This is a genomic window from Solidesulfovibrio carbinoliphilus subsp. oakridgensis (assembly GCF_000177215.2).
Classification (GTDB): Bacteria; Desulfobacterota; Desulfovibrionia; order Desulfovibrionales; family Desulfovibrionaceae; genus Solidesulfovibrio; species Solidesulfovibrio carbinoliphilus.
Map to the genome: position 1 here is coordinate 60,958 of NZ_CM001368.1, position 13,523 is coordinate 74,480.

13 protein-coding genes are annotated in these 13,523 nt (G+C 69.2%); 12 read left to right on the top strand and 1 reads right to left on the bottom strand.

Annotated features, from left to right (window positions below):
* Positions 1–18: 18 nt before the first annotated feature.
* From DFW101_RS00255 to DFW101_RS00305, 11 genes are all read left to right on the top strand, one after another.
* Positions 19–1,671, top strand: a complete 1,653-nt coding sequence (locus DFW101_RS00255; protein ID WP_009179527.1) for an AMP-binding protein — start codon at positions 19–21, stop codon at positions 1,669–1,671.
* A 212-nt stretch (positions 1,672–1,883) separates the two neighbouring features.
* Complete coding sequence (locus tag DFW101_RS00260; RefSeq protein ID WP_009179528.1) at positions 1,884–2,699, top strand: potassium channel family protein; 816 nt, start codon at positions 1,884–1,886, stop codon at positions 2,697–2,699.
* A 171-nt stretch (positions 2,700–2,870) separates the two neighbouring features.
* Positions 2,871–3,224, top strand: coding sequence for a hypothetical protein (locus DFW101_RS00265; RefSeq protein WP_009179529.1), 354 nt, complete (start codon positions 2,871–2,873; stop codon positions 3,222–3,224).
* Between the two features lie 335 nt (positions 3,225–3,559).
* Entirely contained in the window at positions 3,560–3,871 is a 312-nt protein-coding gene (locus DFW101_RS00270) for a DUF485 domain-containing protein (RefSeq protein WP_009179530.1), read from the top strand.
* On the top strand, positions 3,868–5,415 hold the full coding sequence (locus tag DFW101_RS00275; protein WP_009179531.1) for a sodium:solute symporter family transporter: 1,548 nt from the start codon (positions 3,868–3,870) through the stop codon (positions 5,413–5,415). Before DFW101_RS00270 ends, DFW101_RS00275 begins: the two co-directional genes overlap by 4 nt.
* A 94-nt stretch (positions 5,416–5,509) precedes the next feature.
* Positions 5,510–6,601, top strand: a complete 1,092-nt coding sequence (locus DFW101_RS00280; RefSeq protein WP_009179532.1) for a DUF294 nucleotidyltransferase-like domain-containing protein — start codon at positions 5,510–5,512, stop codon at positions 6,599–6,601.
* Between the two features lie 11 nt (positions 6,602–6,612).
* Positions 6,613–8,619: a putative nucleotidyltransferase substrate binding domain-containing protein gene (locus DFW101_RS00285; RefSeq protein WP_009179533.1), complete on the top strand. Its 2,007-nt coding sequence runs from the start codon at positions 6,613–6,615 to the stop codon at positions 8,617–8,619.
* Positions 8,616–9,365: a 3'-5' exonuclease gene (locus DFW101_RS00290; protein ID WP_009179534.1), complete on the top strand. Its 750-nt coding sequence runs from the start codon at positions 8,616–8,618 to the stop codon at positions 9,363–9,365. Before DFW101_RS00285 ends, DFW101_RS00290 begins: the two co-directional genes overlap by 4 nt.
* Before the next feature lie 84 nt (positions 9,366–9,449).
* Positions 9,450–9,914 carry a Fur family transcriptional regulator gene (locus DFW101_RS00295; RefSeq protein WP_009179535.1) on the top strand — a complete coding sequence of 155 codons (465 nt, stop codon included), beginning with the start codon at positions 9,450–9,452 and terminating at the stop codon, positions 9,912–9,914.
* Positions 9,911–10,405 carry a rubrerythrin family protein gene (locus tag DFW101_RS00300; protein WP_009179536.1) on the top strand — a complete coding sequence of 165 codons (495 nt, stop codon included), beginning with the start codon at positions 9,911–9,913 and terminating at the stop codon, positions 10,403–10,405. The genes DFW101_RS00295 and DFW101_RS00300 overlap by 4 nt, the downstream gene beginning before the upstream one ends.
* A gap of 43 nt (positions 10,406–10,448) precedes the next feature.
* Positions 10,449–10,664, top strand: coding sequence for a rubredoxin (locus DFW101_RS00305; RefSeq protein ID WP_009179537.1), 216 nt, complete (start codon positions 10,449–10,451; stop codon positions 10,662–10,664).
* Positions 10,665–10,987: 323 nt separating this feature from the next.
* Here the strand turns inward: DFW101_RS00305 and DFW101_RS00310 are convergent, their stop codons facing one another.
* Positions 10,988–12,202, bottom strand: a complete 1,215-nt coding sequence (locus tag DFW101_RS00310) for an AI-2E family transporter (protein WP_009179538.1) — start codon at positions 12,200–12,202, stop codon at positions 10,988–10,990.
* A gap of 142 nt (positions 12,203–12,344) precedes the next feature.
* Here DFW101_RS00310 and DFW101_RS00315 point away from each other — a divergent pair, with 142 nt between their 5' ends.
* Positions 12,345–13,421: a rhomboid family intramembrane serine protease gene (locus DFW101_RS00315; RefSeq protein WP_009179539.1), complete on the top strand. Its 1,077-nt coding sequence runs from the start codon at positions 12,345–12,347 to the stop codon at positions 13,419–13,421.
* The last annotated feature ends 102 nt before the right edge of the window (positions 13,422–13,523 follow it).

Below are 13,523 nucleotides of genomic sequence, written 5' to 3' on the forward strand. Positions count from 1 at the left end.
TTGCAGCCGGAGCCATTCATGCCTGTCGCCAAACTGCGGCCCAAAAGCTATCGTGAAATGCTCGAGACCATCCACGTCTCCGTGCCCGAGAACTACAATTTCGCCTTCGATTTCCTCGACGCCGAGGCCGCCGCGGACCCGACCCGGCCGGCCATGATCCATATCGGCCCGGACGGCACCCGCCGGGACTTCGACCTGGCCTGGTTCAGCCGCGAATCGGCCAGGATGGCCAATGCCTTCCAGGCGGCCGGCCTGGCCAAGGGCGACCGGGTCATGGTCATCCTCTACCGCCGGGTGGAGTGGTGGGTGACCATGCTGGCCCTGCACAAGCTTGGCGCCGTGCCGGTCCCGTCCCCGAACCTGCTCACCCCCCACGACATCGATTTCCGTGTCAACTATGCCGGCATCAAGGCCGTCATCGCCGAGGACTCGGTGGCCGCCCGGGTCGAGGCCGCCCGGCCCACCTGCCCGACGCTCGCCCTGTGCGTCCAGGTCGGGGAGTCCCCCCTGCCGGCCGGCTGGCTCGACTACGAAACCATCCGCGCCGCGGCGTCGGAATCCTTCCCCCGCACCTGCCAGTGCCCGGGCGGCAACGACACCCTGCTCATCTTTTTCTCCTCCGGCACCACCGGCATGCCGAAGATGGTCGAGCACAACCACGGCTACGCCCTGGGCCACCTGGCCACCGGCGTCTACTGGCACAACCTGGAGCCCGGCGACATCCACCTCACCGTGGCCGACACCGGCTGGGGCAAGGCGGTCTGGGGCAAGTTCTACGGCCAGTGGATGGCCGGGGCCACGGTCTTTACCTGGGACTTCCGGGGCAAGTTCGCGCCGGCCGAACTCCTCGACGTCATGTGCGCCCACAAGGTGACCACCTTCTGCGCCCCGCCCACGGTCTACCGTTTCCTGGTGCGCGAGGACCTCAAAAAATACGACCTCTCGGCCCTCAGGTACTGCACCACCGCCGGCGAACTCCTAAACGACGGCGTGTTCCGGGCCTGGAAGGAAATCACGGGCCTTCCCATCTACGAAGGCTACGGCCAGACCGAAACCTGCCTGCAGATCGCCACCTTCCCCTGCATGACGCCCAAGCCCGGCTCCATCGGCCGGCCGACGCCGGGCTGGAACGTGGCCATCCTCGACGAGGAGGGCAAGGTCTGCGCCCCGGGCGTGGAAGGCGAAATCTGCCTCAGGCTCGAGGACGGCAAGAACCTCGGGCTTTTTACCGGCTACCTGCTCGAGCCGGAAAAGACCGCCAGCGTCATGGTGGACGGCTACTACCACACCGGGGACAAGGCCTGGATGGACGAGGACGGCTACTACTGGTTCCTCGGCCGCACCGACGATCTCATCAAGTCGAGCGGCTACCGCATCGGACCCTTTGAAGTGGAAAGCGCGCTCATCACCCACAAGGCCGTGGTCGAGGCGGCCGTGACCGGCGTGCCCGATCCGGTGCGCGGCCAGGCCGTCAAGGCCACGGTCGTCCTGGCCCCGGGCTACGAAGCCTCGGAAGAGCTGGCCAAGGAACTGCAGAACCACGTCAAGAAGGAAACCGCCCCCTACAAGTACCCGCGCATCATCGACTTCGTCCCCGAACTGCCGAAGACCATCAGCGGCAAGATCAAACGCGCCGAGATCCGCGCCAAGGATGCGAACAGGGAGATATAAGAGGGGGATGCCTCCGGCGGCCGGGGGGGATCATCCCCCCCGGACCCCCTGGACGGGGGAGCGGGGGAAGCGGGCGCGGCTGTCGTATCCCCTTGTTCGGGTGCTCGTCCGGTCGGGCCGGCTTTGCGGCCCGACCGGACGAGCACCCGGACAGGGAGGGTCCGGGAGGGGGTTACCCCCTCCCGGCCGCCGGAGGCATCTTAGAAAAAAGAATGGAACGCACCCGCCTCTACATCTTTGCCGCCGTCTTTTTCGGCGTGGCCCTGGCCGGCACCCTGGGCTTCATGCACGTGGAGGGGCTCGGGGCCCTGGACGCCCTGTACTTTTCCGTCGTCACCATCACCACCGTCGGCTACGGCGACATCCATCCGGTCACGGCCACGGGAAAGCTTTTGGCCATGGCCCTTATTTTGTCCGGCGGCGGCACGTTTTTCGGCATCCTGGCCGCGGCCGTGGAGATGTTTCTCGGCCGCCGGGAGAAGCGGGTGCGCGGGCAAAAGCTCGACATGATCATCGGGCTTTTTTTCAGCCAGGTCGGCTCGACCCTTGTGCGCCGGCTGATCCGGGCCGACGCCGGGGTGGCGTTTTTAAAGGAGAACCTCGACGTCTCGCTGCGCTGGGACAAGGAAAATTTCCGCAAGGCCCAGGCTATCCTGCGCGACTACGCCTATGACGTGGACATGGCCGCCCTGGACCTGCCGGCCCTGGGCAAGCTCCTGTCCGACAACTCGGAATTTCTGGTCCGGCTCCTGGAAAACCCCAACATCCTGGAGCACGAGGCCTTCACGTCGCTTTTGCAGGCGGTCTTTCACCTGAAAGAGGAGCTGGCCCACCGGCGCGACCTGGAACACCTGCCCCGGGCCGACCTCGAACACCTGCGCGTGGACGTGCGGCGCATCTATTCCCAGATCCTCATCCAGTGGCTCCATTACCTGGACCACATCAAGGAAAACTTTCCCTACTTTTTTTCCTTCCAGTGCCGGGTGACGCCGTTTCTGGCCGGGGAGGACGCCACCGTGCGGGAGTAGGGGGGCCTTGCCCCAAAGGGGACGGCGGGCGAAAGGCCGGCCGACCGCGCTGCCGGCGGGAAATTTCCCGGAAAAAACGCTGTCCCGGGCGGTTGCCACCGGCCCCGGCCCGGTCTATGAAAAGCCCGACCGGCGCGGGGGAGTCCCCGCCGCCTGTTCCCGCGAGGTTCCATGCGCCAGGCCGAATCCCCCAAACTTTTCCCCCCCCTGGAAGCCGTGCGCCGCTATTGCCTGTTCGCCTGCATGGGCGGCCAGCGGAGCCTGGTCGCCGGTTGTGTCGATGGCGACTGCCCGTTTCATCCCCTGCGCATGAAGGAGATCCCCGAAGGCTTCGGCCTGCGGGTGGTGCGGGTGGTCCGACGGTTTTGCCTGCGCTGCACCGTGGGCGACCGGATCGCCATCCGCCTGTGCACGGAAAACGAGACCTGCCCGGTCTGGGCCTACCGTGTGGGCGTCTCCCCCAAAAAGCTCAAACGGCTCATCGCGGAAAAGCGCCGCCCCAAACAGCTCGGCCTGCCCCTCTAGCCGGCGGGCCGCTTCCATCCGTCCTTGCAATGCCGCTCCTCTGTCGCCGAGACAGAGGCCTTTTGGGGCATCGTTCCTGACGCTTCGAAGGCCGTTTCCCGGCCGCTTGTCCCGGTAAACGGTCAAAGGCCGCCGGCAAACGGCGGCATCTCCTTTTCTCATCCCTTCCGCCCTCCATGGGACCGTTTCCGCCGTCCGCCGAAATCCGCGGGCGTTTTCCGTCGCGGGCCGCCAGAAAAGGCCCATCCCGGGCCGGAGCGTTCCTCCGCCGGGACGGGCGGCCACCGGCCGCCCCGGAAAAACCCCGGCTGCCCGCCGGCAACAAGGAGTGTCCCATGGAAACCCAAGCGGCCGCCGATTTACAGGCCAGGCAGTTTTCGGCCCTGGTGCGCAAGCGTTGGACCGTCTCCCTGACGCTCACCGCGCTCATGCTCACCATCTACTACGGTTTTATCAGTATCCTGGCCTTCCGGGCCGACCTCTTCGCCACCCGCGTCGGCGAGCACATGACGCTCGGCATTCCGGTCGGCCTGGGCGTCATCCTCGTGTCCTGGCTCCTGACCGGCATCTATGTCCGCTGGGCCAACGCCGGCTACGACACGGCCGTCACCAACCTCAAACACGCCATGCGGGAGGGGCAGGCATGAACACGTTCACCACCACCATCGGCCAGCCAAACGCCACCTCCATCCTCTTTTTCTTCTTTTTCATCCTCGGCACCCTGGCCATCACCTGGTTCGCGGCCAAAAAAAGCCGCAGCGCCTCCCAGTTCTACGCCGCCGGCCGTTCGGTCACGGGCTGGCAAAACGGCCTGGCCCTGGCCGGGGACTACATGTCCGCCGCCTCGTTTCTCGGCATCGCCGGCCTGGTCTCGCTCAAGGGCTACGACGGCCTCATCTATTCCATCGGCTTTCTGGTCGGCTGGCCCATCATCATGTTCCTGATCGCCGAGCCGCTGCGAAACCTCGGCAAGTACACCTTCGCCGACGTGGTGGCCTACCGCCTGTCGCAAAAGCCCATCCGCATCGCCGCGTCCATCGGCTCGCTTCTGACCGTCTGCTTCTACCTCATCGCCCAGATGGTCGGCTCAGGGGCACTCATCAAGATGATGTTCGGCCTGCCTTACGAGACGGCCATCATTGCCGTCGGCGCGGTCATGATCGCCTACGTGCTTTTCGGCGGCATGCTGGCCACCACCTGGGTGCAGATCATAAAAGCCATGCTGCTCCTGGCCGGGGCCACGGCCATGGTCGTCATGGCCCTTTCCCGCTTCGATTTCAGCGTGGCCTCGCTTTTTAACGCCGCCGCCGCCACCTACGGCGACAAGGTGCTGAACCCAGGCGGCCTGGTCGCCAATCCGTTGGACGCCCTGTCCCTTGGCATAGCCCTCATGTTCGGCACGGCCGGCCTGCCGCACATCCTCATGCGCTTCTACACCGTGCCCGACGCCAAGACCGCCCGCAAATCCGTCTTCTACGCCACGGGACTCATCGGCTACTTCTACGTCCTCACCTTCATCATCGGTTTTGCCGCCATGGTCCTGGTCGGCCGCGACGTGGTGGCCCGGGTGGATGCCGGCGGCAACATGGCGGCCCTGCTTCTGGCCGAAGTGACGGGCGGCACGGTCTTTCTCGGCTTCATCGCAGCCGTCGCCTTTGCCACCATCCTGGCCGTGGTGGCCGGCCTGACCCTGGCCGGAGCCACCACCCTGTCCCATGACCTCTACGTCAACGTCTTCCGTTCCGGCCGGTCCTCCGAGGAGGACGAGGTGAAGGTGGCCAAGCGGGCGACCGTCGCCCTCGGCGTGGTGGCCGTGCTGCTCGGCCTGGCCTTCAAGGGCCAGAACGTGGCCTTCATGGTCGGCCTGGCCTTCGCCATCGCGGCCAGCGCCAATTTCCCGGCGCTCATCCTCTCCATCCTCTGGAAGGGTACCAGCACCTTCGGCGCGGCCGCGAGCATCGTCACCGGCACCGTCGCCGCCGTGGGCCTGATTCTCCTGTCCCCCACCGTCTGGGTGGACGTTTTCGGCAACGCCGCCCCGATCTTCCCCTGGAAAAACCCGGCCCTCCTCTCCATGCCCGCCGCCTTTGTCGCCGGCTGGCTCGGCTCGGTCCTGGTGCCGGACGCCAAGGCCCGGTCCCTCTACGCCGCCCAGCAGATCCGCAACTACCTCGGCGTCGGCGCCGAGTAAGAGTTGGGAGGGGCGTCGCCCCTCCCAAACCCACCCCACCGGGGGGGATCATCCCCCCCGGACCCCCCGAAAGGGGGAAGGTCGGGAGGTCGATATGGCAGTGGATGTGGTGGAGAAGGATCGGGATGTGAGGGAGCTGGCTGAGGCCTTGGATGGGGCCCGGGACCCGGAAGACTTGGCCGGGCTCGTGGGGGCCATCCGCCGGCTGGTGGCCGGCTTGGCCGGAGCCGATGCAGACGGGGTGCGGGTCGGCCGGCTGGCGAGCCGGCTCTACGACGGGCTCCTGGCCCGGGCGGCCTGGCTGGCCCGGGATGGGCCGGAAGGGGAGGACGGGCTGCCGCCGGGCTGCACCCTGGCCGTGCTCGGCAGCCAGGGCCGGCGGGAGCAGTTTCTGGCCACGGACCAGGACAATGCGCTTATTCTGGAAAAGGAGGACGACGGAGCGGGGGAGGCGGGTCGGTACGCCCTGTTCGCCGCCAAGCTCTCCGCCATCCTCCAGGCGGCCGGCGTCCCCCTCTGTCCCAAGGGCATCATGGCCGCAACGCCTGCCTGGCGCAAATCGGTCGCCGCCTGGCGCGCGGCCATCGACATGGCCGCGGCCCGGCCCGATGCGGCGGCGGTCCTTTTCGTCTCGCTCCTGGCTGACCTGCGCCCCGTGGCCGGTGATCCGGCCCGAGTCGCGGCCGTGGCCAGGCACTTGTCCCTGCGCCTGGCCGAGGCGCCGCTCCTCGTCCGGGGCCTGGCCCGGGAAGCCTTGAACTTCGGGCCGCCCGCGTTTCTTTTCGGCCATCTGCCCGTGGAATGGTTCCGGTTCGGGGCCCCCATTGTGGACCTCAAGCGGGCGGCCGTCTTTCCCCTGACCATCGGGGTCAAGGCCCTGGCCCTGGACGCCGGTCTGGCCGCCACCGGCGTGACCGGCACCGACGAGCGTCTGGCCGGCCTGGCCGAGCGGGGGGTGCTTGGCGAAGGGCTGGCCGCCCGCCTGGGCGCGGCCCTCTCCCGCATCCAGTCCGTGCGCTTGCTGGCCCAGGCCGAGGCCTTTGCCCACGGCCGGCCGCCCGACAACCGCGTGGACCTCGGCCGCCTGGACACGGACACCATGCACGGCTTCCGCGAAGCCCTGCACGCCATCGACGAACTGCGGGCCATCCTCGAACACCACTTCGGCCTGCGCTACCTGACCTGACGGAGACGCCCATGCGAGCCTGCGATCCTGCCTGCCAGCCCGAGGCCGTGGAAGCCTTCCTGGCCACGGTGCCGCCCTTTGACCGGCTTCCCGCCGCCGATCTGGCCACCCTGGCCGCCGCCAGCCGGGTGGCCTTTTCCCTTTCCGGCGAAGTCGTGGAACCGGACGGTTGCGGCGGAACCGGCAGTGCCTGGATCTGCTGCGTTCAGCGCGGCGGCGTACGCCTCGGCCGGCCGGCCGGTGCGCTGGACGGTTCCGGGACGCCCGAGACCTTCGACGTGCGCGGCGAGGGCGAGTGCTTCGGTCTGCCTGCCGCGTCCGGGGACGAGGTCCGGGCCCTGGAGGACACCTTCCTGGTCCGCCTGCCAGGGACCCTGTGCGCCGCCTTGGCCCGGCGCCATCCCCCCATGGCCGCCTGGTTCGGGCAGGCCTTGGCCCTGCCCGGCGACACCGGCCCGGAGCCGGCGGCAGCGACCGGAGAATGCCCGGCCCGGGAGGCCGACGACGGAGACTACCTCTTCACCCGGCTGGCCGGGGAGGTGGCCTCCCGGACCCTGGCCGGGGTGACGCGCGGCATGGACCTGCGCCAGACGGCCCGGGTCATGGAGGACGGGCAGGTGGGCTCGGTGGTGGTCCGCGAGGCCTCGGGGCTGGTCATCGGCATCGTGACGGACCGGGACCTGCGCCGGGCCGTGGCCCGGGGGCTGGCCCTGTCCGCCCCGGTCGAGACCCTCATGTCCGCGCCCGTGGCCGACATCGACGCCGACACGCCCTGTTTCGAAGGGCTTATCCGCATGACCGGGGCCGGCATCCGCCACCTGCTCGTGACCCGGGACGGCGAGCCTTCCGGCATGGTCACCGTAAGCGACCTGCTCCTGGCCCACGGCCGTTCGCCCATGGCGCTTTTGCGCGCCATCCGCCGGGCCGGGGATTTTTCCGATCTGCGCGCCCTGTGCCAGAGGATCCATCCCCTGGCCGCGGCCCTGGCCGCGCGCGGGGCGGGCAGCGGCACGGTCGGCGGCATCGTGACCATGCTGGCCGAGCGGGTGCTGGGCCGGCTGCTGGAGCTTCTCGAAAAGGCTTTCGGCCCATGTCCGGCTCCGTGCGCGTGGTGGGTGCTCGGCGCGGCCGGCCGGCGGGAGATGCTGCCGGGCATGGGCCTGTCCCTGGCCGTCGCGCCCCAGGACGGCAACGATCCCGTCGTCGGCCGGGCCGCGCGCACCTACCTGGCCGCGTTCCTGCCCCGGCTGGCCGAGGAGCTCGGCCGGCTGGGCCTTGGCGGCGCTGCCCTCTCCCTTGGCGACCCGCGCGTCCTGTTCGATCCGGCCGGTTGCGCCGCCGACGACGATCCTCTGGCCCTGGAAGCCTCCCTCGAAGCCTTCGACGCCCGCCTTGTGGCCGGCTGCGACCGTGCGGGAGCGGAACACCACCACAGCCCCCCCTCCGGGGGGGCCGGGGGGCCAGGGTTTGATGGCGCCCCCCGGCCGCCGGAGGCCTCTTCCCTTCTTATAGAGACATCCTCCATTCCTCGAGAGACGTCTTCCATTCCCGTCCCTCCAACTCCAATCCTGGCCGGGCTGCTGCGGTCCCTGGCCGCCCGGCCGGTTCCCCTCGGCCTCTACCAGGGCCGGCTCATGGAGCGCGACGGCACGGCGTCGCCGGTCCTTCACATCGCCGGCCGGGGCTCGCGGCCCTTGCTGGCCCTGGTCCGGCTGGCCGCGCTCCTTGCCGGGGTGGGGGAGACCGGCACGGCCGCGCGCCTGGGCCGGCTGGCCCGGGACGGGCATCTGCCCGGGGACGTGGCCCGGGCCGCCGTGGACGCCTTCGCCTTTTTCGAGGGCGAGCGGCTGCTTTTGCGCCTGGACGCGGCCGGCCGGACCGGGGAGGACGAGGCGCCGCTGCGGCCGGCCGGCCTGTCGCCGCGCCGCCGCCAGGGGTTCCGGGCCGCCTTTGCCGGGCTGGAGGCCCTGCGCCGGATCCTGGCCGATCGGGCCTGGACCGGGGAGGGCATCCCGTGACCTGGCCCGCCCGGCTGGCCCGTCGGCTGCCCGGACGGTGGGCCGGGCTTTTCGCGGCCAACGACCCGGCCCCGGCCCTGGCCGCCCACCGGCGCGCCCAGGCCGGCCGCGATCCGGCCGCCGGGCTCGCCGACCTCGACTTCGTGGCCGTGGACACCGAGCTGACCGGCTTCGATCCCCGCCGCCACGCCCTGGTCTCCATCGGCGCGGTCCGCCTGCGCGGGCTTTCGATCCTGCCCGGGGAGGCCTTTTACACCCTGGTCCGCCCGCCGGCCGCGGTGCCGCGCGACGCCACCCTCATCCACCGCCTGACCGGGGCCGCCCTGGCTGACGCGCCGCCCGTGGCCGAGGCCCTGGCCGCGTTCCTGGACTTTCTCGGCCCGGCCGTGGTGGTCGGCCACCACGTGGACCTGGACATGGGCTTTTTAAACGCCGCGGCCAGACGCCACATGGGCGGCGAGCTGGCCGCGCCCTGCATCGACACCCTGCGCCTGGCCATGGCCCTGGAGGAGAAGCGGCTGGCCGTGGCGGGCGGGGCGGGGGGGCCGGACGGCTTCGAGCGGGTGGACTACCGGTTGCCGGCCCTGTGCCGCCGTTACGGCCTGCCCGGGTTCGCGGCCCACGACGCCCGGGCCGACGCCCTGGCCACGGCCTACCTTTTCCTCTACCTCGCCCGCCATTGCGGCCGCGCCCGCCCCCTCACCCTGTCCGGCCTGTGGCGGGCCGGCCGCCTGTGGTGGCGGTGAGTTTTCGGCAAAAGCGAAAAAAAGGGTTGACGGGCCGGCCCGCCTTCTCTAGATAGGAATCAACAGCAACTAGGAATAAAACGTATGTTGATCGCCACCCTCAAGGAACTCTTCGCCGAACACGGCCTGAAGTTCACCAACCAGCGCTACCTGGTCTACCGGACCATGGCCGCAGCCAGGGACCACCCCTCGGCCGAGACGGTCTGGCGGCGGGTGCGCGGCGAGGCGCCGGCCATTTCCCTGGACACGGTCTACCGGACCCTGGCCGCTTTCGAGACCCGGGGGCTGGTGGCCCGGGTGCCGGGCGGCGGGGACGAGGGGCGCTTTGACGGCGACGCCACGCCGCACCACCACCTGGTGTGCCTGTCGTGCGGGGCCATCGAGGATTTTTCCATGCCCGGCGCCGGGCTGGCCGATCTGCCGCCCGAGGTTTCGGCCTGGGGGCGGGTCAGGGATGCCCAGGTGTTGGTGCGAGGCGTATGTCGCCGCTGCCTTTGCCAAGTGGAAAACCAACAACCGGATGCGAATCAAAGGAGCGAATGTCGATGAGCAAGACCATGGATAACCTCAAGGAAGCTTTTGCCGGCGAATCCCAGGCCAACCGCAAGTACCTCGCCTATGCCGCCCAGGCCGAAAAAGAGGGCCACGTCGGCGTGGCCAAGCTCTTCAAGGCCGCGGCCGCCGCCGAGACCGTCCACGCCCACGGCCACCTGCGCAACATGAAGGGCATCGGCGACACGGCCGCCAATTTGCAGGATGCCATCGCCGGGGAGACCCATGAATTCAAGAGCATGTATCCCGGCATGATCGAGGACGCCAAGGCCGAGGGCGACAAGGCGGCCGAGCGCGGCTTCACCTTTGCCAACGCCGTGGAAGAGCTCCACGCCAACCTGTACGCCGAAGCGGCCAAGGACGTGGCCGGCTACCCGGCCAAGGACTGGTACGTCTGCTCGGTGTGCGGCTACACCGTGGCCGGCGGGGCCCCGGACAAGTGCCCGGTCTGCCAGGCCCTGGCCAAGTCCTTTTTCAAGGTCGACTAAACGGCGTCCGGGCCGCAAGGCCCCGGGACGACAAGGAGCGCCCATGGCCGCCCCTGAGAACATGTGGCAATGCCAGACCACCAACTGTGGCTACATCTACGACCCGGACCGGGGCGACCGCAAAGGCAAGATCCCGGCCGGCACGTCCTTCGAGGACCTGCCCGAGGATTGGAAGTGCCCGATCTGCGGCGGCGGCAAGAAGTGCTTTCGCCCGCTGGCCGGCCCGGGCTCGACCAAAGAGGTCAAGTGTCCCGTCTGACGGCCGGGCGGCCCGCAAGGGCCGCCCGGCCAGTGCGGCCTTCGCTAGAAAATATGCTGATATTTTTTAGAAAAAAATAGCTGTTTCAACGTGTTGTTCTCGATATTCGTATGCGCGAATTTCGAGGACGCGACACTGGCCCAGGCTCTTCCTGGCACGGCCCCGCTCCGGCAACTCCGGAGCGGGGCCGTGTTTTTTCCTGCGTCCGGGCCACCTCTTCCACCCGGCCGGGCGGAAAGGCGGACGCCGCTTCCTGGCGACGGCCGGCCCGGCGTTTGGCGGGGCGAGGGGGGAGTCGCAAGGACCGCCCGTTGGGGCGCGCGTCAACGGTCCTTGCCGTCTGGTGCCGCGGGCGATTGGATGAGCGGCGAGGCGGGCGACTGGACCGGCGGCTCCGTGGAGGATTTGATCAGGGTCGGCGTGGCCAGCGGCGTCTCCAGGCCGGGACCGGGCGTGGTCACCAGGTTTCGTTCCTCCAGCACGTGGCGGTAGTCCTCGGCGTAGAGCGTCAGCATGACCATGGCGAAGCCGAGGATCAGCGGCCCGTAGAGGATGCCGAGGGCCCCGAAGAACTTGATGCCGCCGATGATGGCCAGAAAGACCCAGAAGGTCGACATCTTGGACCTGTTTTGCATCAAAAGCGGCCGGATGACGGAATCGATGCTGGAGATGACCACCGCCCCCCAGACGGCCAGGAAAAGTCCCCACTGCCAGTCGCCGGTCAGCATGAGGTAGATCGAGACCGGCAGCCAGATGATGGCCGTGCCGACCACCGGGATGAGCGAGGCGAACCCCATCATGAAGCCCCAGAAAAAGGGGTTGATGCCCACGATGAAAAGCCCGATCCCCCCGGCCAGGCCCTGGGCCAGGGCGATGACGAAGGCGCCGAGGATCACGGACTTGGCCACGTCGTCGAGCTGGCGGAAGATCCTGTTCTCCTGGTCCGTGGACAGCGGCAGGAGGTAGCGGGCCTGGGCCAGCATGGCGTCGCCGTCGCGGATGAGGAAAAAGAGCACGAAGATGAGGATCACGAAGTTCATGGTCAGGACAAAGACGTTGCCGACGATCTTGGTGCCGCTGTCGAGCAGGAGCTGGCCGGCGTTTTTGGAGATGTCCAGCAGGTCGGCCTGGAAGGCCAGTTTCTTCACGTCCAGAAACGGCAGGTGCTCCTGGACCCAGCCCACGTAGGGGGCCAGGGCGTCGCGGCTTAAGAGCGTGTTGAAGTCCGTGACGGACAGTTGGTGCTGCAGGGCGTTGACCGACTGGACGCCCTGGGCCAGGAGCGAGCCCAGGAAAAAGAAGATGGGGATGATGAGGCACGTGAAGATAAGCCCCGTGGTCAGGAGGGCGGACAGGGTGGGGCGGTGGCCGCACAGGGGGTCGAGCCGGCGCTGGACGGGCTTGAAAAGGGCGGCCAGGACCACCCCGATGATAAGGATGTCCACGAAGGGGCGCAGCACGATATAGGCCATGACCAGGGCCACGGCCAGGATCAGAAGCAGGAAGATGGAATAGAAATGCTTGCGTTCTCGGTTCATGCCCCCGGCTCTATCAAAATGGCGGGCCCGGCCGCAAGGGAAATGGAGCCGGCGCGACGTTGCGCCTTCTCGCCCCTCTGTCGTATACCGTGGCCCGTATGACGTTTGCACGCACTGTCGTCTCCGGGCCGGGGAGGGCGCCATGACCGGCGATTCCCGGTCGGGCCCTCCCGACGCTCCCGATGCTCCCGACGCGCCCGAAACGCCGGCCCGGCCGTCGAGGCCCGGCCCGCCGTCCGTGCCCGGGCGCCGTCCCTCCCTGTGGCCGCGCCCCGGCCAGCGCGACCTGACCCCGGCGCTCCTCGGCGACGGCCGCGTCTCGGCCACGGAAATACGGGCCCGGGAATGGGCCTATGTGCTGGCCGCGCGCGGCATTCCCCACGTGCTGCGCCGGGAGGGGAGCGGCTGGCGGCTTTACGTGCCGCGCCGCCGGGCCGAGGAGGGGCTGGCCGAAATCCGGGCCTATGCCGCCGAGCGGTCCGATGTGGTCCTCTACGATCCCGAAGCCGGGCCAGACCGGCCCCCGGTGGGGCTGGCGGTCCTGGCCTGGATGGGCGTGGTGACCGGATTCTGGGGATTTCTCCTCGGCGGGGCGCCTTTTTTCGGCCGTCACGTCCGGTGGCGGGACATCGGGGCCGGCGATTCGGCGGCCATGCTGGCCGGCCAGTGGTGGCGGGCGGTCACTTCCCTGTGCCTGCACGCCGATCCGGCGCATCTTTTCGGCAACGCGGCCTGCGGCACGCTCTTTCTGGTGCTTCTGTGCCGGGAAACCGGGGTCGGCCTCGGCTTTGCCCTGGCCCTTGGCGCCGGGGTGGCGGGCAATGTGGCCAAGGTGCTCATCCAGGGCCCGGGCCTCCATTTCCTCGGCGCGTCCACCGCGGTCTTCGGGGCCTTGGGCGTCCTTGGCGGGGTGCGGCTCGTCAGCCGCCTAAATCCCCTTTCGGCCAAACGGGCGGCCACGGCCGGGGCGGCGCTGATGCTCCTGGCCATGCTCGGGGCCGGGCCGGGAGAGGACGGGGGCCCGGGAGCCGGCGGGGCCGTGGACCTGGCCGGCCACCTGTTCGGCTTCCTGTCCGGGGCCTTGCTCGGGCTTGGGGCCGGCTGGCTGGTGGATCGGCGGGGCCGGCCGGGCGGCGCGGCCCAGGCCCTTTTCGGGGCCCTGGCCGCCGCTGTCGCGCTGGGAGCCCTGGGGCTGGCCCTGGCCTTCGGGCAGGGCTGAGCCCCGGCGCCGGCCCGGAGGCCGGGACCGAGGAAGCCTTTGCCTTGGACGGCGATTTCGGATAAGCCCCCGGATTGCCGCCGCCTTGCGCCCACGGGCCGG

Bases quoted from the DNA above. Each gene is read 5' to 3' on its own strand.
- DFW101_RS00275 (WP_009179531.1), top strand. From the start codon at position 3,868: ATGAACACGTTCACCACCACCATCGGCCAGCCAAACGCCACCTCCATC.
- DFW101_RS00305 (WP_009179537.1), top strand. From the start codon at position 10,449: ATGGCCGCCCCTGAGAACATGTGGCAATGCCAGACCACCAACTGTGGC.
- DFW101_RS00300 (WP_009179536.1), top strand. From the start codon at position 9,911: ATGAGCAAGACCATGGATAACCTCAAGGAAGCTTTTGCCGGCGAATCC.
- DFW101_RS00315 (WP_009179539.1), top strand. From the start codon at position 12,345: ATGACCGGCGATTCCCGGTCGGGCCCTCCCGACGCTCCCGATGCTCCC.
- DFW101_RS00310 (WP_009179538.1), bottom strand. From the start codon at position 12,202: ATGAACCGAGAACGCAAGCATTTCTATTCCATCTTCCTGCTTCTGATC.
- DFW101_RS00285 (WP_009179533.1), top strand. From the start codon at position 6,613: ATGCGAGCCTGCGATCCTGCCTGCCAGCCCGAGGCCGTGGAAGCCTTC.
- DFW101_RS00270 (WP_009179530.1), top strand. From the start codon at position 3,560: ATGGAAACCCAAGCGGCCGCCGATTTACAGGCCAGGCAGTTTTCGGCC.
- DFW101_RS00265 (WP_009179529.1), top strand. From the start codon at position 2,871: ATGCGCCAGGCCGAATCCCCCAAACTTTTCCCCCCCCTGGAAGCCGTG.
- DFW101_RS00260 (WP_009179528.1), top strand. From the start codon at position 1,884: ATGGAACGCACCCGCCTCTACATCTTTGCCGCCGTCTTTTTCGGCGTG.
- DFW101_RS00280 (WP_009179532.1), top strand. From the start codon at position 5,510: ATGGCAGTGGATGTGGTGGAGAAGGATCGGGATGTGAGGGAGCTGGCT.
- DFW101_RS00295 (WP_009179535.1), top strand. From the start codon at position 9,450: ATGTTGATCGCCACCCTCAAGGAACTCTTCGCCGAACACGGCCTGAAG.
- DFW101_RS00255 (WP_009179527.1), top strand. From the start codon at position 19: ATGCCTGTCGCCAAACTGCGGCCCAAAAGCTATCGTGAAATGCTCGAG.